Genomic DNA, 20225 nt, shown 5'->3' with positions numbered 1-20225 from the left:
TAAGCGTTGATCGTTTATCGCAATTCTCACTGAAACCAAGCATCGAAAGGGTTTGAATGGCAAGCACAACAGTTGCCCAACTCGCTGGCGAATTGAACCGAAGCGCATCCGCGCTGCTGGAACAATTGCAAGCCGCGGGCGTGCAAAAGGCGACGCCGGAAGACGTCATCACCGAATCGGACAAGACCCGACTGCTCGACTATCTCAAGCGAGCACACGGCAGCGCCGAGGATGGCGCGCGCAAGAAGATCACGATCACCAAACGCGAAACCAGCGAAATCCGCCAAGCGGATGCCACCGGCAAGACGCGCACCGTGCAAGTGGAAGTCAAGAAGAAGCGCGTGCTGGTCAAGCGTGATGAGCCGAACGCGGCGCAGGCTGAATCGGACGCCGCAGAGGTTGCACCGGTGGTCGATGCCGAAGAGATCGCGCGTCGCGAGGAAGAACAACGCCACCAGGCTGAATTGCTGGCCCGTCAGGAAGCCGAGCTGAAGGCGCGCCAGGAGGCGATGGAGCGCGAGGAAGCTGAGCGTCGCGCCCGTCAGGAAGCTGCTGAAGCCGAACAGAAGCGTCAGGCTGAACTCGCCGCCAAGAAGGCGGAAGAAGAAGCCGTTGCTGCCCGCGCAGCCGCTGAAGCGTCGGACGAAGCCCCGCGCCGCAAGGCCGAGGAAGATGCCGCGCGTCTGGCAAGTGAGCGCGAAGCTGCGCAGAAGGCCGCTGATGAGGCGCGCGTTGCTGCCGACAAGATCAAGGCCGAGGAAGACGGTGCGCGCAAGCGCCGTGAAGCTGCCGAAGCCGAAGCACGTGCCATCCGCGAGATGATGAGCGCCCCCGCTCGCGTGCTGAAGACACCCGCCGAGCGCAAGGCTGAAGAAGTCAAGAAGGCCGAGCAATCGGGCACGCTGCACAAGCCGGTCAAGCCGGCTGGCGAGGCACGTCCGGCTGCGGCCGCCAAGAAGCCAGCTGCCCCGGCGCCTGCCGCTGCAGCACCCAGTTCGCCTACGGGCGACAAGAAGGGCGGTCGCGGCAAGTCGGGCTGGCAGGACGATAACCGTAGCGGCAAGCGTGGCGGCCTCAAGACGCGCGGCGACACCGGCGGCGGTGCCGACGGTTGGCGCTCCGGCTCCAAGGGCGGCCGCAACCGCCATGGCGACGACAACCGCAATGCTTTCCAGGCACCGACCGAGCCGGTTATGCGTGAAGTGCACGTGCCGGAAACCATCTCTGTGGCCGATCTGGCGCACAAGATGTCGGTCAAGGCTGCCGAAGTCATCAAGCAGATGATGAAGCTCGGCCAGATGGTCACGATCAACCAAGTGCTGGACCAGGAGACCGCGATGATCGTGGTCGAAGAAATGGGCCACCAGGCGGTCGCGGCCAAGCTGGACGATCCGGAAGCGCTGCTGATTGGCGGTGTGGAAGAGCCGACGAATGCCGAGGCCGAAACCCGTCCGCCGGTCGTGACTGTCATGGGTCACGTCGACCACGGCAAGACCTCGCTGCTGGACTACATCCGTCGCGCCAAGGTTGCGGCAGGTGAAGCCGGCGGTATTACGCAGCACATCGGTGCGTATCACGTCGAAACCGACCGTGGCGTCATTACGTTCCTGGACACCCCGGGTCACGAGGCCTTCACGGCCATGCGTGCACGTGGTGCCAAGGCAACCGACATCGTGATTCTGGTCGTGGCTGCCGACGACGGCGTCATGCCGCAGACCAAGGAAGCCATCGCTCACGCGAAGGCAGCCGAGGTGCCCATCGTGGTTGCGATCACGAAGGTCGACAAGCCCGAAGCCAACCCCGACCGCGTCAAGCAGGAACTGGTGGCTGAGAGCGTGATTCCGGAAGAGTACGGCGGTGATGTGCCGTTCGTGCCGGTGTCCGCCAAGACGGGCGAAGGTATCGATAGCCTGCTGGAAAACGTGCTGCTGCAGGCCGAAGTGCTGGAACTGAAAGCTCCGGTCAACGCGCCGGCCAAGGGTCTGGTGGTGGAAGCGCAGTTGGACAAGGGCAAGGGTCCGATCGCCACGGTGCTGGTGCAGAGCGGTACGCTCAAGCGCGGCGACGTGGTGCTCGCGGGCACGGCCTATGGCCGCGTGCGCGCTATGCTGGACGAAAACGGCAAGCCCGCCAAGGAAGCTGGTCCGTCGATCCCGGTGGAAATCCAGGGTCTGTCGGAAGTGCCGGGTGCCGGCGAAGAAGTGCTGGTGCTGCCGGACGAGCGCAAGGCGCGCGAAATCGCACTGTTCCGCCAAGGCAAGTTCCGCGATGTGAAGCTGGCACGCCAACAGGCTGCCAAGTTGGAAAACATGCTGGAACAGATGAGCGAAGGCGACGTGAAGTCGCTGCCGCTGATCATCAAGGCAGACGTTCAAGGTTCGCAGGAAGCATTGGTGCACTCGCTGCAGAAGCTGTCGACCGACGAAGTGCGCGTACAGGTTGTGCACGCGGCCGTGGGTGGCATCACCGAGTCGGACGTCAACCTGGCAACCGCATCGAAGGCCGTCATCATCGGCTTCAATACGCGGGCCGACGCAGGCGCGCGCAAGCTGGCCGAGCATCAGGGCATCGACATCCGCTACTACAACATCATCTATGACGCTGTGGATGAGGTGAAGGCAGCGATGTCGGGCATGCTGTCGCCGGAAAAGCGCGAAGAGACGACTGGCCTGGTCGAGGTGCGTCAGGTCTTCCACGTGCCGAAGGTTGGCGCGGTGGCCGGCTGTATGGTGCTGGACGGTTTCGTCAAGCGCAATTCGCTGGTGCGGGTGCTGCGTGCGAACGTGGTCATCTTCTCGGGCGAACTCGATTCGCTCAAGCGCTTCAAGGACGATGTGAAGGAAGTGAAGCAAGGCTTCGAGTGCGGCCTGTCGATCAAGAACTTCAACGACGTTCAGGAAGGCGATCAACTCGAGGTCTACGAGATCACCGAGGTGGCGCGTACGCTGTAATACGTTGGCCGGACGCTGCGGTGTCCGGCTCGACTTTGCGACGGTGGCCCGGGCGCGTCCCGCGCCACCGTTTTGTCTTTTTGGGCTGCGTCGGCGCGTGCTGGCGGCGGCCACGTAAGGAAACACACTATGCCGAAGAAATCGGGATCGGCCGCTGGCCGCAACGTGCGCATTGCCGATCAGATCCAGCGTGATCTGGCCGAGTTGATCCAGCGCGAAATCAAGAACCCGGCAATGGGCCTTGTGACCCTGCAATCGGTCGCACTTACGCCTGACTATGCGCACGCCAAAATCTACTTCACGGTGCTGGGCGCCGAGCCGGAAGTTGCCGGCGCCATTCTGAACGAGAAGGCGGGCTACCTGCATTCACTGTTGTTCAAGCGCCTGCACATCCACACCGTGCCGACGCTGCATTTCCACTTTGACGGTTCCGTCGAACGCGGTATCGAGATGTCGCGCCTGATCGATGAGGCCAACGCCACGCGTGCCAAAGACGATTGAAATGGCCGAGCAACATGTGCCCAAGCCACAGAAGCCGCCGCGTCGCGAGGTGCATGGCGTGCTGCTGCTGGACAAGCCGATCGGCTGGTCGAGCAACGATGCGCTGATTCGAGCCAAGCGCCTGTTGTGGGCCAAGAAGGCCGGGCATACCGGCACGCTCGATCCGCTCGCTACCGGCTTGCTGCCGCTGTGTTTTGGCGAGGCGACCAAGTTTTCGCAGGATTTGCTCGATGCGGACAAGACGTACGAAACCATCGTGCGTCTTGGTATCAAGACGAGCACCGCAGACGCGGAAGGCGAGGTGCTGAGCGAGCGCCCGGTATCGGTCACACTCGAGCAACTGCGGGCAGCCATCGCGGGCTTTGTCGGCGAGATCGACCAGGTGCCTCCTATGCACTCGGCGCTGAAGAAGGACGGCAAGCCGTTGTACGAGTACGCGCGCGCGGGGCAGACCGTGGAACGCGCTGCACGTCGGGTAACGATCCACGCGATTGATGTACTGGCGACGGATCTGGAGTCGGCAGCGCCGACGATCACGTTGCGCGTGTCATGCAGCAAGGGAACGTACATCCGTACGTTGGGTGAAGACATTGGTGAGGCGCTGGGCTGCGGTGGACATCTGGTTGCGCTGCGTCGCACCCAGGTCGGTGACCTGACGCTGAACGATGCCGTGACGCTCGAATCGCTGGACGAAGCGGCTGACGATGCGCGCGCCGCATTGCTAGCCCCAGTCGATGCGCTGTTGCAGACGCTGCCGCGTGTGGAGTTGGATGCGGAACAGAGCCGCCGCTTCCTGCATGGACAGCGCTTGCCGTTGCGATTGGCGTTGCCGAATGCAGACCAGGTGCGCGTGTACGGCGTGCGCGAGGCGATAGGGGCGGGCGCCACGGCGTCTTCGCTGCTCGGTGTGGCTGCTTGGCAAGATGGTGTGCTGCGGCCGGGGCGGCTCGTGCATCTTTAAGCCGATCGACCGGCAAAAAAAAGCCACGCAGCTACGCGTGGCTTTTTTGTTTGCGCGATGTTGGCTCAGTGCGCGCCCGCTGCTGCTTCCGCACCGGCCCCCGACTTCGCCGGCTTGGTCAGCCAAATGAAGACGATCAGCACAATAAACAGCACCGCCGAAATCCAGAAGATATCGTTGGCGCCCAACATTGCGGCTTGCTGCGAGATCACGCGTTCGATCACGCCATTGGCCTGCAGGTTGGGCATGCCCAGTTGCGTGTACTGATTGATCGATGACGCATAGGCAGGGTTGTACGGATTCACGTGCTCCACCAGTTGCGCGTGGTGCAAGGCAGAGCGGTTGTCCCACACCGTGGTCGAGATCGACGCACCGATGCCGCCGAACATGATCCGCACGAAGTTCGACAGACCCGATGCCGCCGGAATCCGCTCGGGAGGCAGGCCTGACAGGATGATCGACGTGAGCGGGATGAAGAACATCGCCATTGCAGCACCCTGGATCAGCGTGGGGATCATCAGCGTCCACGTGTCCACTTGCACGGTAAAGCGCGAGCGCATCCAGAACACTAGCGCGAAGGTAATGAACGCCGTCGTCGCTACCCAGCGCGCATCCATCTTTGGCAGGTTCTTGCCGATGACGGGCGACAGGATGATGGCGAAGATGCCCACCGGCGCCATGATCAGGCCCGCGTCCGTGGCGGTGTAGCCGACGATGGTCTGCAGCCACAGCGGCAGGATCACCAGGTTACCGAAGAACAGCCCGTACGCCACCGAGATGGCGACGACCCCTGCGCTGAAGTTGCGACCCTTGAACAGCGTCAGGTCCACCACGGGGTGATCTTCGGTCAGCTCCCACACCAGGAAGAATGCGAAGCCCACGATGGCAACGACCGTCAGCACCACAACCTCGGTTGAATTGAACCAGTCGAGTTCCTTGCCGCGATCGAGCATCAGCTGAAGCGAGCCTACCCACAGGATCAATAGCGCCAGGCCGATCTTGTCGATCGGCAGCAAGCGTGTCGGCGATTCGCGGTCCTTGTAGATGACCCACGTTGCGTACGCAGCCAGGATGCCCACCGGGATGTTGATGTAGAAGATCCACGGCCAGCTCATGTTGTCGGAGATCCAGCCGCCGAAGATCGGCCCCATGATCGGCGCGACCAGCGTGGTCATGCCCCATAGCGCCAATGCCATTGAGCTTTTGGCGGGTGGATATGTCGACAGCAGCAACGATTGCGACAGCGGAATCATGGGACCTGCTACGGCGCCCTGGATGATCCGGGCAGCGATCAGCATGCCCATATTGGGCGCCAGCCCGCACGCCCACGACGACAGTACGAACAGCAGGATGGACGTGACGAACAGGCGCACCTGCCCGAAACGCTGCGTCAGCCACCCCGTGAGCGGCACCGAGATGGCGTTGGCTACCGCAAACGAGGTGATGACCCACGTGCCCTGATTCGGGGCCACACCCAGGTCGCCCGAAATTGCCGGGATCGACACGTTGGCGATGGACGAATCCAGCACGTTCATGAAGGTGGCCAGCGACAGCGCAACTGTGCCGATCGCCAGTTTGGCGCCGGTCAGTGGCGGTAGCGGCTTGGGCGCGGCGGTTGCCATGCGTCTCAGACCTTGGGTGCGGGTTGCGAAGCGCGCGGAGCCGTTGCGGCCGGCACGTTGGTAGCGGCCGGTGCCGTGGCGCCGCCGCGGCCTGCGTTGGCGGTGATGATGCTGGCGATGACCTGATCGGCGTCTTTCCCGGCCTGGTCGTACACCGTCGTTTGCAGCGGCGAAGCCGTCGGCGCGGTGGCCAAGCTTTGGCCGCCTTCGTCATGGATGTCGACCTTGGCTTCCATCGACAGGCCCACGCGCAACGGATGATCCTTCAGTTCCTTCGGGTCAAGCGACACGCGCACCGGCAGGCGTTGCACCACCTTGATCCAGTTGCCCGTGGCGTTCTGTGCCGGCAGCAGCGAGAACGCCGAGCCCGTACCCGCCGAGAAACCCACCACCTTGCCGTGGTACGTCACGCTGCTGCCATACACGTCGGCCACCAGTTCAACAGGCTGGCCCACGCGCATGTGGCGCACCTGGACTTCCTTGAAGTTGGCGTCCACCCAAAGCTGGTCCAGCGGCACGATGGCCATCAGCGGCGTGCCCGGGGCGACGCGCTGGCCGACCTGCACCGAACGCTTGGCCACATAGCCCGTCACCGAAGCCGGCAGGCTCGTACGCGCATAGGCGAGATAAGCCTCGCGGACCTTGGCTGCGGCTTGCAACACGTTCGGGTGACGCTCCAGCGTGGTCTGCTCGGTCAGCACGCGGTTGCCCTGCAGCTGCTCCTTGGCGGCTTCCAGTGCGGACTGTGCAGCCTGCACAGCGGTCTGTGCGTGCGAGATTTCTTCCTGCGACACAGCGCCCGTACCGGCGATCTGCTTGCGGCGTGCCAGGTCGTCCTTGGCCTTGGCGAGATCGCTCTCACGCATGGCCAGCGTGGCGGTGAAGGCGCTGGTGTTCGAGTACAGCGTACGCACCTGGCGCACCGTCTGCGCGAGCGCGGCTTCCGCCTGCTCCAGCGCGACGCGTGCATCTGCGCGGTCCAGTTCAATCACGGGCTGGCCGGAGGTCACGAGCTGCGTGTCATCGGCGCGAATGGCGACCACGGTGCCCGCCACCTGCGGCGTTACCTGGACGACGTTGCCTTGCACGTATGCATCGTCGGTCGACTCGAACCAGCGGCCGTACAGGCCCCAGTAGAGGCCGTAGCCGACGCCGGCAACCACCAGTGCGGCGGCCAGCGTGGTCAGCATGCGCTTGCGCTTTCCGTTGGCATTGCCGTTGCCGGCGGGCGTTGCCGCGGGGGCTGCCGGGGCGGGGGCAGCGGACGGTGCGGCTTGGGGCTTGTTGTCACTCATGATGTTGGCTCGAAAGAATGCGGTGGAACGGTCGGTTCAGTTCAGTTCAGTTCAGTTCAATTCAATTCAGTACAGCTCAGCCATGCGATGCGGCGGCCTGGGGCTTGGCGCCGGGGAGGTCTTCTGCCGTATAGCCGCCGCCGAGGGCCTTGATAAGGGCCATCTGCGCGTCGAGTCGGCGTGCCTGCAGATCGGTCGCGAGCTTGCGTTGCTGCAACACGGTCGTCTCGGCGTTCAGCACAACCAGTTGTGTACCTAGGCCGGCGCTGTAGCGCGTGCGGGCGAGGCTGTAAGCGCGCTCAGCCTCGCTCAGTGCAGTGCGCTGGATCGTGATCTGCGAATCAATGCTGTGCAGCGTAGTGACTTGGTCAGCGGTGTCGTGCAGGGCTTCAGTCAGCGTCTGGTTGTAGCTTGCGACAGCGGCGTCGTAGTTGGCGTACTTGCCGCGCAGGTTGGCTCGCAGCTTGCCGCCTTGGAAGATTGGCAGCTTGAGCGCCGGGCCGATACCGAGCTGACGCGATGCGCCAAGCAGCAGGTTTTCCGGCGCAATCGAAGCCAGCCCCAGGAATGCGGTCAGGCTGATATCCGGCAGGAACTGCGCCTTGGCGACGTCGATATCCTTCGACGCTGCTTCCACGCGCCAGCGTGCAGCGACGAGATCCGGGCGACGGCCGATTAGGTCGATGGTTAAGTTGTTCGGCAGCCTGGGCGTGGTTTGTGCGAGCAGCGTCGGGCGCGTGATCGTTAGGCCGCGGTCCGGGCCCTTGCCCAGCAGCGCGGCCAACTGGTTGCGTGCCAGCGTGATCTGCTCGTCGACTTGTTCAAGTTCCGTCTGTGCGGCGGCCACATTGGCGCGGGCCTGCGTGGTTTCAACTTGCGTATCAAGGCCAGCACGCACGCGTTGGCCTGCAAGGTTGGTCAAATCCTTGCGCTGCACGATTGCACGTTCGGCCACGTCGCGCTGCGCGTAGAGCGCGGCCAGCTTGGCGTAGGTGCGTGCCACCGTGGTCGACAGCATCAAACGCGAAGCCTGGCTTTCCGCTTCCATCGATTTGTCATCGGACAGCGCAGCTTCCAGTGCGGAGCGATTCTTGCCCCAAAAATCCAGGTCGTAGCTCACGCCCAGTTGGATCTTCGATTCCGTGAACCAGCGGCCCGCCAGCGGCGTGCCTTCAAACATGTCGTATTCCGACAGGCGCTGGCGCGTCATGTCGGCATCGAGACCGACGCTCGGATACAGATTGCCGCGCACCACATCGGCCATCGCACGCGAAGCCCGCACGCGAGCAAAGGCGACTTGCAGGTTCGGATTGTCCTTGATGGCTTCGTCCACCAGCGCGCGCAGTTGCGGATCGTTGAACTGATCGACCCAGTTCTGCGACGGCCACTGACCGCCCTGCGAGGGCAACGATTGCGCGCTCGCCAATTGGCCCGGCGTTGTCAGCGTCTGCGTGCTGTGCGAATTGCCGAGGTTCGCGCACCCGGCCAGCACGGCCAGCGTCACGGCGGAAAGCGCCACACCCAGGCGTGCCGGCCATTGCGCGCGCGTACTGCCGGCGCGGCTTAGGGGCGAAAGTGCCTGAGGGGCGGAGTTCAAGGCGTTCATGTTGTTTGATGGGTCAAGCGATCAAGGGGGCGGGAAGCGTTCGGTGCTGCGGGTGCATTCGGGCAGGGCGGCGTCAGTGATCGGCGGGACGCACGCGATGCCCCTCCGTGGCGGCACCGTTGTCGAGAATGCGCTTGAGAAGCCCGCGCAGCGTATCGACGTCGCCCGAGGTGAAGCCAGCAAAGAAACGGTTCAGCACGTGCGTATAGATGGCTGGCATGCGGTCGGCTAAATCACGGCCGGCTTGCGTCACCTCCAGATGCACGACGCGGCGGTCGGACTCGCTGCGCACGCGCTCGATCAGGCCGCGCTTTTCCATGCGGCTGAGCATGCGCGTGAGCGAACCGATGTCAGTGTTCAGCTCGCGGCCCAGGTCGGTCGCGGTTTGGCATCGGCCGTTGGCGAGCAGCACCAGGCAACTGGCCTGGGAATGCGTCACATCCATCGCGGCAACTTCCTGCTCGATGGCCATGGACAGCGCTGTCTTGGCGCGCCCAACGAGGTAGCCCACGCTTTCGCACATGCGGTAGTCCTCCACCCGGAAGAGCGTTCCGGCAGCAACTTCGGTGGCGGGTCTTGTTTGTTCGGACATCTTATGTATGCACAATCATTGTCCGGACAAATATACGAATCGGCGCAGCAAACAGCAAGGTACTGAATGTGTGATTCCATTTTCAGAAACAATCAGTGACTCAACAAGCACTTGTGCCATGTTCCTCCATCGATTCGTCACGGAGTGTCATGTCTTGCGCATCGCAGCATGCTAGAATGTCAGGTTATTCCGCGAGCTGAATTTGGGTGCTGTCCCGGGCTCGTGTCACGTCTTTTCGAGTTCACATCCCATGCGCGCGCTTCGCAACATCGCCATCATTGCCCACGTTGACCACGGCAAAACCACACTGGTCGACCAGCTCCTTCGCCAAGCCGGTACGTTCCGCGAGAACGAGCAGATCGCCGAGCGCGTGATGGATTCGAACGACATCGAAAAAGAACGCGGCATCACGATCCTGGCCAAGAACTGCGCGGTCGAGTACAACGGCACGCACATCAATATCGTCGACACGCCGGGGCACGCCGACTTCGGTGGTGAGGTGGAGCGCGTGCTGTCGATGGTCGACGGCGTGCTGCTGCTGGTGGATGCCGTGGAAGGCCCGATGCCGCAAACGCGGTTTGTGACGCGCAAGGCGCTGGCCCTGGGTCTGAAGCCGATCGTCGTGATCAACAAGGTGGACCGCCCGGGTGCGCGTCCGGAGTGGGTGATCAACCAGACCTTCGACCTGTTCGACAAGCTGGGCGCCAACGACGACCAACTCGACTTCCCGGTGGTGTACGCCTCGGGCCTGAACGGTTACGCCGGCCTGACCGACGACGTGCGCGAAGGCGACATGAAGCCGCTGTTCGAGACCATTCTCGACAAGGTGCCGCAGCGTAACGACGACCCGAACGGCCCGTTCCAACTGCAGATCATCTCGCTGGACTACTCCAGCTACGTCGGCAAGATCGGCGTGGGCCGCATCACGCGTGGCCGCGTTCGTCCGCTGCAGGACGTGGTGGTCAAGTTCGGCCCGGAAGGCAACCCGATCAAGGGCCGTGTCAACCAGGTGCTGAAGTTCCGTGGCCTGGAGCGTGAGCTGGTGCAGGAAGCCGAAGCCGGCGACATCGTGCTGATCAACGGTATTGAAGAGCTGGGCATCGGTTGCACCGTGTGTGCGCCGGACGCCCAGGAAGCGCTGCCGATGCTGAAGGTGGACGAGCCGACGCTGACGATGAACTTCTGCGTCAACACCTCGCCGCTGGCTGGCCGCGAAGGCAAGTTCGTGACGAGCCGCCAACTGCGCGATCGTCTGGACCGCGAGCTGAAGTCCAACGTGGCCCTGCGTGTGAAGGACACCGGCGACGACACGATCTTCGAAGTGTCGGGCCGTGGCGAACTGCACCTGACGATTCTGGTGGAAAACATGCGCCGTGAGGGCTACGAGCTGGCCGTGTCTCGCCCGCGCGTGGTGTTCAAAGACATCGACGGCGTGAAGTGCGAGCCGTTTGAGCGCCTGACCGTGGACGTGGAAGACGGCCACCAGGGCGGTGTGATGGAAGAGCTGGGCCGCCGCAAGGGCGAGCTGCTCGACATGGCGTCGGACGGCAAGGGCCGTACGCGTCTGGAATACCGCATTCCGGCCCGTGGCCTGATCGGCTTCCAGGGTGAATTCCTGACGCTGACGCGCGGCACCGGCCTGATCAGCCACATCTTCGACGATTACTCGCCGGTCAAGGAAGGCGATCTGGGCGAGCGCCACAACGGCGTGCTGATCTCGCAGGACGACGGCGCTGCCGTGGCCTACGCGCTGTGGAAGCTGCAGGATCGCGGCCGCATGTTCGTGTCGCCTGGCGATGCACTTTACGAAGGCATGATCATTGGCATCCACAGCCGTGACAACGACCTGGTCGTCAACCCGATCAAGGGCAAGCAGCTGACCAACGTGCGTGCGTCGGGCACCGATGAAGCTGTGCGCCTGGTCCCGCCGATTCAGATGTCGCTCGAATACGCGGTGGAATTCATCGCCGACGACGAGCTGGTGGAAGTCACGCCGAAGAGCATCCGCCTGCGCAAGCGTCACCTGAAGGAACACGAGCGCAAGCGCGCATCGCGTGAAGAAGCGGTCTGATCGCCAGTCGATCTGCCAAAACGACGCCCCGAGATTTCGGGGCGTTTTTTTTCGTCCGGCGATGCCGGTGGCGTTACGTCTGGATGCGCGCGAAGGCTTGTGCCAGATCGTCGATTAGGTCTTGCGGGTCTTCCAGTCCGATATGCAGGCGTACGATCGGGCCGGCTCGGGACCAATCCGTGCAGGTGCGGGTGCCCGCCACATTGCTGACCGTCGCAAGGCTCTCGAAGCCGCCCCATGAGGCGCCGATGCCAAACAGCGCGAGGGCATCGACGAAGCGCCCGGCGGTTTGCGCATCTGCTTGGGCGAATTCGAACGAGACCAGTCCGTTGGTACCGGTGCAATCGCGTTGCCAGAGGGCGTGGCCGGGATCGTCGGGAAGAGCGGGGCAGAAGACCCGCGCGACTTCCGGCCGTGCCAGCAGCCAGTGCGCAATCTCCAGCGCGTGGCGTTCGTGCATGGCGAGGCGTGCCGCCAGCGTGCGGGTGCCGCGCAGCACGAGGTAGGCATCGTCAGGGCTGACCGCCACGCCCTGCGCGTCGCACATCGTGGCGAGCGTTTGCCAGCACGCCTGTGTGGTGGTCACCGTGCCCATCATCACGTCGGAGTGCCCGCTCAGATACTTCGTTGCCGCCATGATCGAAACGTCAGCGCCAAGCGTGAGCGGACGGTATTGCAGGCCCGAGCCCCACGTGTTGTCGGCGACGACGAGTGCCCCATGGCGATGCGCAATCTCAGCGAGCGCGGGCAGATCGCACATCTCATAGACAAGCGAGCCCGGGCATTCCACGTAGACGAGCTTGGTCGTCGGTTTGAGCTGCTGTGCGACATCGCTGCCGTCGGCGCAGAAATACGTCACCTCCACGCCCCACGGGCGCAGGAACGTATCGACGAAATGACGCAGCGGCTGGTAGACGCAATCGGCAATTAACACGTGATCACCTGGGCGCGCGAAGGCCAGGAAAACCATCGAGATGGCGGCCAGGCCAGTCGGGAATAGCCGCGCGCGATAGCCGCCTTCGAGTTGCGCGACAACGTCTTCCAGCGCAAAGCCCGTCGGGTTGCCGCGCGCGCCGTAGGTGAACATGCGTTCCGTGCCGCGGCGGCGGCGCGCGTCGTTCATCTCGCCCATCGAATCGAACAGCACGGTGGAGGCGCGCACAACGGGCGGGTTGACGGCCCGACCGCCTTCAAAGGCGGGCGATGTGCCGCCCTTGACGAGGCGAGTCGCGAGTCGGGTTGCCAGTGGTGGCTCGATTTTCTGCGATGACATGGTGCGTTGGCCTCGAAGGTTGAACGTCATGACTGCGCGGCACCAGCGCCCACGCGAAAGGCGCCAAGTTCCTGCGCGTCGAGCTGGGCGAGCAAGCCGGTTTCCCAGGCCAGGTATTGCCTTGCCGCAGCTTTGTTGCCGTCATGCCGATCATGCACGAAGAAGAGATAGTCGATGCAATCGGCGTCGGGCGGGACGTTCTCGGAACCTTCGGTGGCGTAGCCAGCGGCAGTCCACGCGGCGATGCCACCGGCGAGCAACTTGAGACGCGATGCGGCCCGCGGTGTGCCCGTGTCCCAATCTGCCGCCGCGAGTGCTGCGATGCGCGGGTCGTCAGCGATCAGCACGGTGTCGCGATCTGTGGCCAGGGCGGGCAAGCGCGGACGAACGGCCCATGTGGCACCAGGCACGTGGGCGCGGCGGAAGCTCATGCTCGGACGCAAGTCGATCACCCGTGCGGTGCCGGTCGCGAGCGCGGTGGAGAGCGCTTGCGCACTGATTTCCGGTAACGGTTGCGGCAACGCGGTCGGGGTCACCGGCAGACTCGCGTTGCTGTTCAACCCCTCGCGCAGCACATAGGCATCATGGCCGAGTTGCCTCAGCCAGCTTGCAACAATTGGCGCGCGCACGCCGTCGGCATCGAAGAGCACGAGGCGGGCATGACGCACGCCGACGTACTGATCGGTTGCCTGGATCAACTGGCCGCCCGGCGCATGCTGCGCACCCGGCAGGCTGCCGCTCGCGAATTCCTCGGGAGTGCGGACATCGCACAGGAAGACGCTGTGTTCGTCGTGTGCAACCCAACGTGCGAGCGTTTCTGCCTCGACCTCGGGCACTGCAAAGCGGGCGGCGAGTTGCTGACTGGCCTCGCGCATGTCCTTGACGGTGGCGGGCGGCACGACGTCGGGATAACGGCGCGTGCTGCCGTGCTCCAGCGGAAGGTCTTCCAGGTACCAGCCTTGCGTGCCGTTCTCCAGTGCCATCACCGGGTTCGGGATGCCCAGGTTGATCAGCGTCTGTGCCCCGATGATGCTGCGTGTGCGGCCCGCACAGTTGACGACGATTGGCGTGGTTGCATCGGGGACAAGCTCGCGGATGCGCAGCCCCAGCTCGCCGTTCGGGCAGCAGATCGACGACGGGATCGTCATCTTCAGATATTCGCTGACGGGGCGGCCGTCGACGATGACGACGTCGTCGCCGCGTTCGCGCATGGCCGCAAGTTCGCGCGCCGTGACGCGTGGCGTGTGGTATGCCATCTCGACGAGTTCACCGAAGGTTTTGGATGGCACGTTGACGCCGGCAAACAGTGTGAAGCCCGCGTGTGTCCAGCCTTGTGCGCCGCCTTGCAGCACGTGCACGTTGGTGTAGCCGATGGCGCTCAGGCGTTCGGCCGCGCGGTCGGCAACGCCATCGTTGTCGTCATACACGACCATGCGCACCGCGCGACGAGGTGCGAGGCGCGGGACATCGATCTCAAGACGGCTGTACGGCAGCGGAATGGCGTAGAAGAGGTGGGCTTCACCGTGCTGGCCGTGCTCGCGCACGTCGAACAGCGCGATCTCAGCGCCGTCGTGCAGCCACGCTTTCAGGGTCTGGGCGGTAACGAACGATGTCATATCGATGCGAAACGAATCAAAAGGGTGAGCGCGTCCCTCCGCGCACGCAGCGCGGATGACAGACAACGCGATTCGGGTTGAGACTGGCGGTTTAGCGGCGCGTCTTCACGCCGATGCCCATGGTCTGGTAGCAGCCGGTCGCCAGGTCGAACGTGATGCGCTCGGTCAGCGTTTCGAGCGCGCGTCCGTACATGTGCAGATGGCGGATGGGCGCCTCGCCCTTGATCTCGACGGCGTGGATGTCTTCGGCCGCCAGCGCGATGCCGGTACCGGGTTCGACGACAACGGTGCCGGTCATTTCCAGCGTGCCGACGCCGGGCGTGGCGCGGTCGTCGGTGCGGCGGTAGACGTAGTTGTATTCCGTGCCGTCCACGGCGGCGATGCAGGCCCACGTGGTGTGGTTGTGCGGCGTGATCTTCTTGCCCGGGCGCATGACGTTCAGGTATAGCGCGTAGGTTTGGTCGGCATCTTCGTGGATCAGGTAGCGGGCTTGCAGCTCGCCGTCGCTGGGAGGCGGGAAGTCGGTTTCCTGCCAGAACTCCGTGCGTGCGGCGAGGCCTTTGACCTGTTCGAGCACGTCCGCCAGTGCGGGACGTGTTTCACCTTCGGGTGCGAGTGCGGCTTTCATGGCGGCAATCGCATCATTGACTGCCGCTTGGCGTTGCTGAGGAAGCGATGTGGACATGGATGGATTCTCCTGAGGTATGGGGGCGCCTTGTTGTGTTACGTGGCGTTGTTATCGTTGTTGGTGTCAGGCGACGAGTTCGGCAATGCGCGGCGCAGGCCGCAGGACGTCTTGCAGAAAGCGCTGCGCACGCGCGTGCTTCGGTCGGCTGAAGAACTGGTCGGGCGGCGAGTCCTCCAGCAACTCGCCCTGGTCCATGAACCACACACGGCTGGACACATCACGCGCGAAGCCCATCTCGTGGGTGACGATCATCATCGTGAGGCCGTCGTCTGCCAGCTCGCGCATCACGTGCAGAACCTCTTGCACCATCTCGGGGTCGAGCGCGCTGGTTGGCTCATCAAACAGCATGAGCGGCGGCTTCATCGCCAGCGCCCGAGCAATGGCCACGCGCTGCTGCTGGCCGCCTGAGAGGTTCGCGGGCATCGCGTCGATCTTGTGGGCAAGGCCAACCTTGGCAAGCAGCGCTTCGGCTTGCGCCGTCGCTTCGTCGCGCGGCAGACCGAGCACTTTGGTTGGCCCGAGAATCAGGTTCTGCCGCACCGACAGGTTCTGGAACAGGTTGAAGTTCTGGAACACGAAGCCGATGCGCGCACGCAATTGGTTGACCCGTACATCGCGTGAATGGACATCGCGTCCTTCGAAGCGGATGCATCCGCCGTGGATGCCCTCCAGCCGCGTGACCGTGCGGATCAACGTGGATTTGCCCGAGCCCGAGGGCCCGCACACCACAACGACTTCACCGCGTTCGATGGTGGCATTGATGCCTTTGAGCGCCTGGTAGTCGTCGTAGTACTTGTCGACGTTTTCAAATGCCAGCATGGGACGTTGTCTCCGGCAAGGGTTTGTTCCTAGGCAAGCCCAGCGCGATGGCGGGCAATGCGGCGCTCCAGCTGCCCGGCAAAGCGTGAGATCGCGAAGCAGAGCACGAAGTAGAAGGCTGCCAGCACGAGAAAGGTCTCCAGTGGCTTGGTCAGCGTGATGGTGTTGACCTGCGCCGCTGAGTACGTCAGCTCCGGCACGCCAATCACATAGGCGAGCGACGTTGCCTTGATGATCGACACGAACTGGTTGACGATCGACGGCAGCATGTTGGTCAGCGCTTGCGGCAGTTGCACGTAGCGCATGCTCTGCAGCCAGGACAGGCCATTCGAGCGCGCTGCTTCCATCTGCCCGCGCGGCAGGCCCTCGAGCCCCGCACGTACGATTTGCGAGAGGAATGCGCTCTCGTAGACGATGATCGCGCAGACCGCCGTGGTGAACGCCGACACTTCCTTGCCCACCAGCAGCGGCACCGCAAAGTACGCCCAGAAGATGATCATCAGCAGCGGAATGCCGCGCACCAGGCGAGACCAAACACCGGCAATACGGCGCAGCCAGCGCCAGGGGCTCACGTGTGCCAGGCCGATCAGCACTGCAATCGGGAACGACATCACCAAGCCCAGCACCGAAAGCACCAGCGTCACCGCCACACCGCCCAGCGGCCCATTCGGCCACGACCCGACCAGGAACAACGCCAGATAGTCATGCAGGATTTCAAGCATGGCGTCACACCCCCAGTGGCGTCGTGCGACGCTTTGCAACGCGATCCGACAGCGACATCAGCGCAAGCGTGCCGAGCAGATACAGCAGCGTGGCGATGAGGAAAACATCAAACGTGCGGAAGGTCAGGTTGTCGATCTGGCGCGTGCGGTACAGCAACTCGTGCACGCCGATGGCCATCGCGAGCGAGCTGTTCTTGAACAGCAATAGCGCCTGGTTGAGCAGCGCGGGCAGCGCCACGCGAATCCCCTGCGGCAGGATCACATAACGCAGCGCCTGCAGATGCGTCAGCCCAATCGACCACGCCGCCTCCTGCTGCGTATGCGGGATCGCACGCAGGCCCGAGCGCAGGTCTTCGGAGATGAACGCGCCCGAGTTCAGCGCCAGGGCAATCGCCGCGAAGAAGAACTCGGTGTTGCCGGCGTTGATCCATACCTTGAGCGATTCCGGCAGCAACTGCGGGACGCCGAAATACCACACCAGGATCTGCACCAGCATCGGCACGTTGCGGTGGTATTCGACAACCACGATGACGAACGCCTTGAACACGCGCACCGGCAGCGCCCGCAACGTTGCCAGTGAAACGCCAACGGCGATGGCCAACAGGCCCGAGACGACAAACAGACGCAACGTGGTCAGGATGCCGTCTCGGAGGAGGCGCAGGTAGCCGTCTTCGAGCAGGAACGAGAGATCGAACATGTCGGCCGCCTTGGGCTTACTGCGGCTTGATCGGTTCGACCTTGTAGTCGCGCGAGAACTTGTAGACCGACTTGGCGCCGAGCCACTTGTCGAAGCTTGTCTGCAGTCCGCTCGTCTGGTCGTAATCCGCCAGCACCTTGTTGACGGCTGCCATGAGCGCGGGCTCGTTCTTGTTCATCACCACGCCCCAGCGTTCTTCATAGACGGGCGCCGTCAGCAGGCGATATTGCTGGCCGCCTTTCTGCGCCGCCTCGTTGGCAAAGCGCGCCAGCACGAGCTGCCCCGCGACCAGCCCATCGACCTTGCCTTGCTGCAAAGCCAGATACGCCGACGAAATATCGTGGAAGGTCAGCAGACGCGAAGCCGGTAGGCGCGTGACCGACACCGCTGCGGAGCTGGAACCTTCGGATGCGGCGATCTTCTTGTTGGCAAGCTGATCGAGCGTTTGGATGGGCGAATCAGCGCGCACCAGCACGCGGATTGGCGCAACGAAATATTGGTTGCTGAAATCCACTTGCGCGGCGCGCGCCGGCATCCACGCCACGGCAGCGGCCAGCACATCCACGCGATGTGTCTTCAGTTCGGGAATGCGTGCGTCGGTTGACAGCGCGCGGTGCTCCAGCTTGACGCCCAGCCCCTTGGCCAACGCGCTGCAAACATCCACGTCAAAGCCGACGATCTGCCGCGTGGCGGCGTCGGGAAAGGCGTAAGGCTCGCTGGCGTTCTGGGTGCCGCAGACCAGCGTGCCGCGCGATTTGATGTCGGTCAGCGCGTCTGCGTGCGCCACACCTGCCACGCCCAGCGTGCCCAAGGTCAGCGTCGCAGCGGCTTGTGCCCATTTCCATACCCACATGGTGTTCCTCCTTTGTATGAAACCGATTCATTGTCGGACCGCGCTTCCCCGCGGCTCAGGTGTCTGCCTGAACGTATTGTTCGTTCAGTGTTATTTGTATTTCCGGCAGGTTATCGGCCAGAATTGCGCAGAACAATTTAATTTTTGGCCGGAATTGATTAGGATTTCTAAAGTATCGGGATCGAGATGCGAAATCTGGACATCGATTTGCTGCGCACATTCGTAGCGATCGCACAGCACGAGACGTTTGCCGCGGCAGCGGCACGGGTAGGGCGCACGCAGTCTGCGGTCACGCAGCAGATGCAGCGGCTGGAGGACGAAATGGGCTGCGCGCTGTTCGAGAAGCGCGGCCGCCACAAGATGATGACGCCCGATGGCGTGCGGCTTGTCGCCTATGCGCACAAGATCCTGGCGCTGAACGACCAGGCTGTGCAGGTGATCCAGACGGGTGGCCCGATCGAGAAAATCCGCATCGGCTCACCGCATGACGTGGCCGATTCGATCTTGCCCAATCTGCTGCGGCGATTGTCCAAGCTGTCGCCAGAATTGCAGATGGAAATCAACGTTGGCCGCAGCCCGTTCCTGATGGACGCGTTGCGCGACAAGACGCTCGATCTGGCGATCTCCACCCGCTATGACGATGCGTTTCCTGGTATCAAGCTGCGCACGTCGCCGATGGTGTGGATCTGCGCGGAAGATTTCATCTTCAACCCCGCCGCGCCGGTGCCGTTGGTCATGGCCGACGAACTGAGCCTGTTCCGTCAGCTGTCGATTGAATGCCTGGACGCGCACCACATTCCGTGGCGCACGAGTTATCTGTCGCCCACGCTGACGGGCATCAAGGCTGCCATCAGCGCGGGGCTGGGCGTGACGGCGCGCACGACCGAATTGCTCGACGCCAACATGCGCGTGCTGACCGAAGCAGATGGCCTGCCCCGACTGCCGGAGGTGGCCTTCTACCTTTACGTGCAGCCGACGTGCACCAGCGCCGTCCTGCGCGATCTGTTCGATTCCACTGATCGCGTCGCCACGCGCTTCGGGCCGCCGTTCATGTGAGCGGCATCGCCTCGGCGGTCACCGCAGCACGCGGGCTGCGCCACTCGGGCGGTTTCCACAGGTAGCGAATGTCCCGATCACGGAACACGTCTGCCCACATGTCGCGCCATTCGTGGAAGGTGAGGGTGACCGGGTTGCGCGTGTGGACTTGCCGCGTGATGCCGAAAATGGGCGCGTCTTCCTCCGGCACGAAGCTGCCGAACATGCGATCCCATATGGTCAGCACGCCGGCGTAGTTGCGGTCGATGTACTGCGGGTTCTTGGCGTGGTGCACGCGATGCACCGACGGCGTATTCACGTATTGCCCGAGCCAGCGCCAGAAGCCGGCGTAGCGCGAATCCAGCGCACCCAGCCGCGTATGCACGAAGAACTGGAATGCCAGGTTCAGGCCCACGGCGAGGATTACCCAGTCCGGCGTAAAGCCGATCCACGCAAGCGGAATCCAGAACAGCCACATGCCGGAAATCGGATAGGTCAGGCTCTGGCGGAATGCCGTCGAAAAATTCATGCCTTCCGACGAGTGGTGCGTCACATGCGAGGCCCACATCCAGCGCACACGGTGGCTGGCGCGGTGGAAGAAGTAGTACAGAAAATCCTGCAACAGCAGGAGCAACACAAACGACCACCATGTCTCGGGCACCGCGCGCAGGCCGTGGCTGTACGTCCACGAATAGACTGTCTTGATCAACAGCCACAGGAAGAACGCATCCGATGCCTGGTGCATGAGCGCAAGGCACGCGTTTGAAACGGTGTCTTTGAGGCTGTAGACGGACGGATCGCGCTTGCGCCAGTACCACGCCTCCGCGCCGATGGTCAGCAGGAAGACCGGCGCAAAGGCCAGCAGGATCAGGCCGGGGTCGAAACCGGACGCGCCCGGGGCGGCGTTGGCAGAGGTCATTGGA

At 63.4% G+C, this 20225-nt stretch carries 17 protein-coding genes; 5 read left to right on the top strand and 12 right to left on the bottom strand.

Going from position 1 to position 20225, the window contains the following annotated elements; translation table 11 throughout:
• Positions 1-56 precede the first annotated feature (56 nt).
• The 3 genes from infB (at position 57) to truB (ending at position 4413) form a co-directional block, all read left to right on the top strand.
• On the top strand, positions 57-2951 hold the full coding sequence (gene infB, locus NG898_RS13225) for a translation initiation factor IF-2 (RefSeq protein ID WP_252692699.1): 2895 nt from the start codon (positions 57-59) through the stop codon (positions 2949-2951).
• Between the two features lie 129 nt (positions 2952-3080).
• The gene (gene rbfA / locus NG898_RS13220) at positions 3081-3452 is read left to right on the top strand and encodes a 30S ribosome-binding factor RbfA (protein WP_252692698.1); all 372 of its coding nucleotides are present in this window, start codon (positions 3081-3083) and stop codon (positions 3450-3452) included.
• 1 nt (position 3453) lies between these two features.
• On the top strand, positions 3454-4413 hold the full coding sequence (truB, locus tag NG898_RS13215) for a tRNA pseudouridine(55) synthase TruB (protein ID WP_252692697.1): 960 nt from the start codon (positions 3454-3456) through the stop codon (positions 4411-4413).
• A gap of 65 nt (positions 4414-4478) precedes the next feature.
• Here the strand turns inward: truB and NG898_RS13210 are convergent, their stop codons facing one another.
• The 4 genes from NG898_RS13210 to NG898_RS13195 all read right to left on the bottom strand — a co-directional run bounded on the left by NG898_RS13210 (position 4479) and on the right by NG898_RS13195 (position 9528).
• Entirely contained in the window at positions 4479-6035 is a 1557-nt protein-coding gene (locus tag NG898_RS13210; protein ID WP_252692696.1) for a DHA2 family efflux MFS transporter permease subunit, read from the bottom strand.
• A gap of 5 nt (positions 6036-6040) precedes the next feature.
• The gene (locus NG898_RS13205) at positions 6041-7330 is read right to left on the bottom strand and encodes an HlyD/EmrA/EmrK family protein (RefSeq protein ID WP_252692695.1); all 1290 of its coding nucleotides are present in this window, start codon (positions 7328-7330) and stop codon (positions 6041-6043) included.
• A 76-nt stretch (positions 7331-7406) separates the two neighbouring features.
• Positions 7407-8936, bottom strand: coding sequence for an AdeC/AdeK/OprM family multidrug efflux complex outer membrane factor (locus NG898_RS13200; RefSeq protein WP_252692694.1), 1530 nt, complete (start codon positions 8934-8936; stop codon positions 7407-7409).
• A gap of 73 nt (positions 8937-9009) precedes the next feature.
• Positions 9010-9528 (bottom strand): MarR family winged helix-turn-helix transcriptional regulator, encoded by a 519-nt coding sequence (locus NG898_RS13195; protein WP_252692693.1) that lies wholly within the window; start codon positions 9526-9528, stop codon positions 9010-9012.
• Between the two features lie 250 nt (positions 9529-9778).
• Between NG898_RS13195 and typA the strand changes: the two genes are divergently transcribed.
• Positions 9779-11599 carry a translational GTPase TypA gene (gene typA / locus NG898_RS13190; RefSeq protein ID WP_252692692.1) on the top strand — a complete coding sequence of 607 codons (1821 nt, stop codon included), beginning with the start codon at positions 9779-9781 and terminating at the stop codon, positions 11597-11599.
• A 73-nt stretch (positions 11600-11672) separates the two neighbouring features.
• On the opposite strand, the gene metC is transcribed toward typA, so the two are convergent.
• From metC to NG898_RS13155, 7 genes are all read right to left on the bottom strand, one after another.
• On the bottom strand, positions 11673-12872 hold the full coding sequence (gene metC / locus NG898_RS13185) for a cystathionine beta-lyase (protein WP_252692691.1): 1200 nt from the start codon (positions 12870-12872) through the stop codon (positions 11673-11675).
• A gap of 26 nt (positions 12873-12898) precedes the next feature.
• Complete coding sequence (locus tag NG898_RS13180; RefSeq protein ID WP_252692690.1) at positions 12899-14488, bottom strand: rhodanese-like domain-containing protein; 1590 nt, start codon at positions 14486-14488, stop codon at positions 12899-12901.
• 91 nt (positions 14489-14579) lie between these two features.
• Positions 14580-15173: a cysteine dioxygenase family protein gene (locus tag NG898_RS13175; protein WP_252692689.1), complete on the bottom strand. Its 594-nt coding sequence runs from the start codon at positions 15171-15173 to the stop codon at positions 14580-14582.
• Between the two features lie 66 nt (positions 15174-15239).
• Positions 15240-15995, bottom strand: coding sequence for an amino acid ABC transporter ATP-binding protein (locus NG898_RS13170; RefSeq protein WP_252692688.1), 756 nt, complete (start codon positions 15993-15995; stop codon positions 15240-15242).
• Positions 15996-16024: 29 nt separating this feature from the next.
• A complete protein-coding gene (locus NG898_RS13165) occupies positions 16025-16717 on the bottom strand; it encodes an amino acid ABC transporter permease (RefSeq protein WP_024975903.1) in 693 nt (230 codons plus the stop codon).
• Between the two features lie 4 nt (positions 16718-16721).
• Positions 16722-17414 (bottom strand): amino acid ABC transporter permease, encoded by a 693-nt coding sequence (locus tag NG898_RS13160; protein WP_252692687.1) that lies wholly within the window; start codon positions 17412-17414, stop codon positions 16722-16724.
• A 16-nt stretch (positions 17415-17430) separates the two neighbouring features.
• A complete protein-coding gene (locus NG898_RS13155; RefSeq protein ID WP_252692686.1) occupies positions 17431-18267 on the bottom strand; it encodes a transporter substrate-binding domain-containing protein in 837 nt (278 codons plus the stop codon).
• Positions 18268-18453: 186 nt separating this feature from the next.
• Here NG898_RS13155 and NG898_RS13150 point away from each other — a divergent pair, with 186 nt between their 5' ends.
• Positions 18454-19323, top strand: a complete 870-nt coding sequence (locus NG898_RS13150; RefSeq protein ID WP_252692685.1) for a LysR substrate-binding domain-containing protein — start codon at positions 18454-18456, stop codon at positions 19321-19323.
• Here the strand turns inward: NG898_RS13150 and NG898_RS13145 are convergent.
• Complete coding sequence (locus NG898_RS13145; RefSeq protein WP_252692684.1) at positions 19316-20221, bottom strand: sterol desaturase family protein; 906 nt, start codon at positions 20219-20221, stop codon at positions 19316-19318. The genes NG898_RS13150 and NG898_RS13145 overlap by 8 nt on opposite strands.
• Positions 20222-20225 lie beyond the last annotated feature (4 nt).

This window comes from Ralstonia mojiangensis (assembly GCF_023955645.1).
Taxonomy (GTDB): domain Bacteria; phylum Pseudomonadota; class Gammaproteobacteria; order Burkholderiales; family Burkholderiaceae; genus Ralstonia; species Ralstonia mojiangensis.
Note: the sequence above shows the minus strand (reverse complement) of the source record. Positions and strands in the feature narration are given on the sequence as shown.

What these genes read in the sequence shown, in the direction of transcription:
- infB (WP_252692699.1), top strand. Translation starts at nt 57, where the DNA reads ATGGCAAGCACAACAGTTGCCCAACTCGCTGGCGAATTGAACCGAAGC.
- rbfA (WP_252692698.1), top strand. Translation starts at nt 3,081, where the DNA reads ATGCCGAAGAAATCGGGATCGGCCGCTGGCCGCAACGTGCGCATTGCC.
- truB (WP_252692697.1), top strand. Translation starts at nt 3,454, where the DNA reads ATGGCCGAGCAACATGTGCCCAAGCCACAGAAGCCGCCGCGTCGCGAG.
- NG898_RS13210 (WP_252692696.1), bottom strand. Translation starts at nt 6,035, where the DNA reads ATGGCAACCGCCGCGCCCAAGCCGCTACCGCCACTGACCGGCGCCAAA.
- NG898_RS13205 (WP_252692695.1), bottom strand. Translation starts at nt 7,330, where the DNA reads ATGAGTGACAACAAGCCCCAAGCCGCACCGTCCGCTGCCCCCGCCCCG.
- NG898_RS13200 (WP_252692694.1), bottom strand. Translation starts at nt 8,936, where the DNA reads ATGAACGCCTTGAACTCCGCCCCTCAGGCACTTTCGCCCCTAAGCCGC.
- NG898_RS13195 (WP_252692693.1), bottom strand. Translation starts at nt 9,528, where the DNA reads ATGTCCGAACAAACAAGACCCGCCACCGAAGTTGCTGCCGGAACGCTC.
- typA (WP_252692692.1), top strand. Translation starts at nt 9,779, where the DNA reads ATGCGCGCGCTTCGCAACATCGCCATCATTGCCCACGTTGACCACGGC.
- metC (WP_252692691.1), bottom strand. Translation starts at nt 12,872, where the DNA reads ATGTCATCGCAGAAAATCGAGCCACCACTGGCAACCCGACTCGCGACT.
- NG898_RS13180 (WP_252692690.1), bottom strand. Translation starts at nt 14,488, where the DNA reads ATGACATCGTTCGTTACCGCCCAGACCCTGAAAGCGTGGCTGCACGAC.
- NG898_RS13175 (WP_252692689.1), bottom strand. Translation starts at nt 15,173, where the DNA reads ATGTCCACATCGCTTCCTCAGCAACGCCAAGCGGCAGTCAATGATGCG.
- NG898_RS13170 (WP_252692688.1), bottom strand. Translation starts at nt 15,995, where the DNA reads ATGCTGGCATTTGAAAACGTCGACAAGTACTACGACGACTACCAGGCG.
- NG898_RS13165 (WP_024975903.1), bottom strand. Translation starts at nt 16,717, where the DNA reads ATGCTTGAAATCCTGCATGACTATCTGGCGTTGTTCCTGGTCGGGTCG.
- NG898_RS13160 (WP_252692687.1), bottom strand. Translation starts at nt 17,414, where the DNA reads ATGTTCGATCTCTCGTTCCTGCTCGAAGACGGCTACCTGCGCCTCCTC.
- NG898_RS13155 (WP_252692686.1), bottom strand. Translation starts at nt 18,267, where the DNA reads ATGTGGGTATGGAAATGGGCACAAGCCGCTGCGACGCTGACCTTGGGC.
- NG898_RS13150 (WP_252692685.1), top strand. Translation starts at nt 18,454, where the DNA reads ATGCGAAATCTGGACATCGATTTGCTGCGCACATTCGTAGCGATCGCA.
- NG898_RS13145 (WP_252692684.1), bottom strand. Translation starts at nt 20,221, where the DNA reads ATGACCTCTGCCAACGCCGCCCCGGGCGCGTCCGGTTTCGACCCCGGC.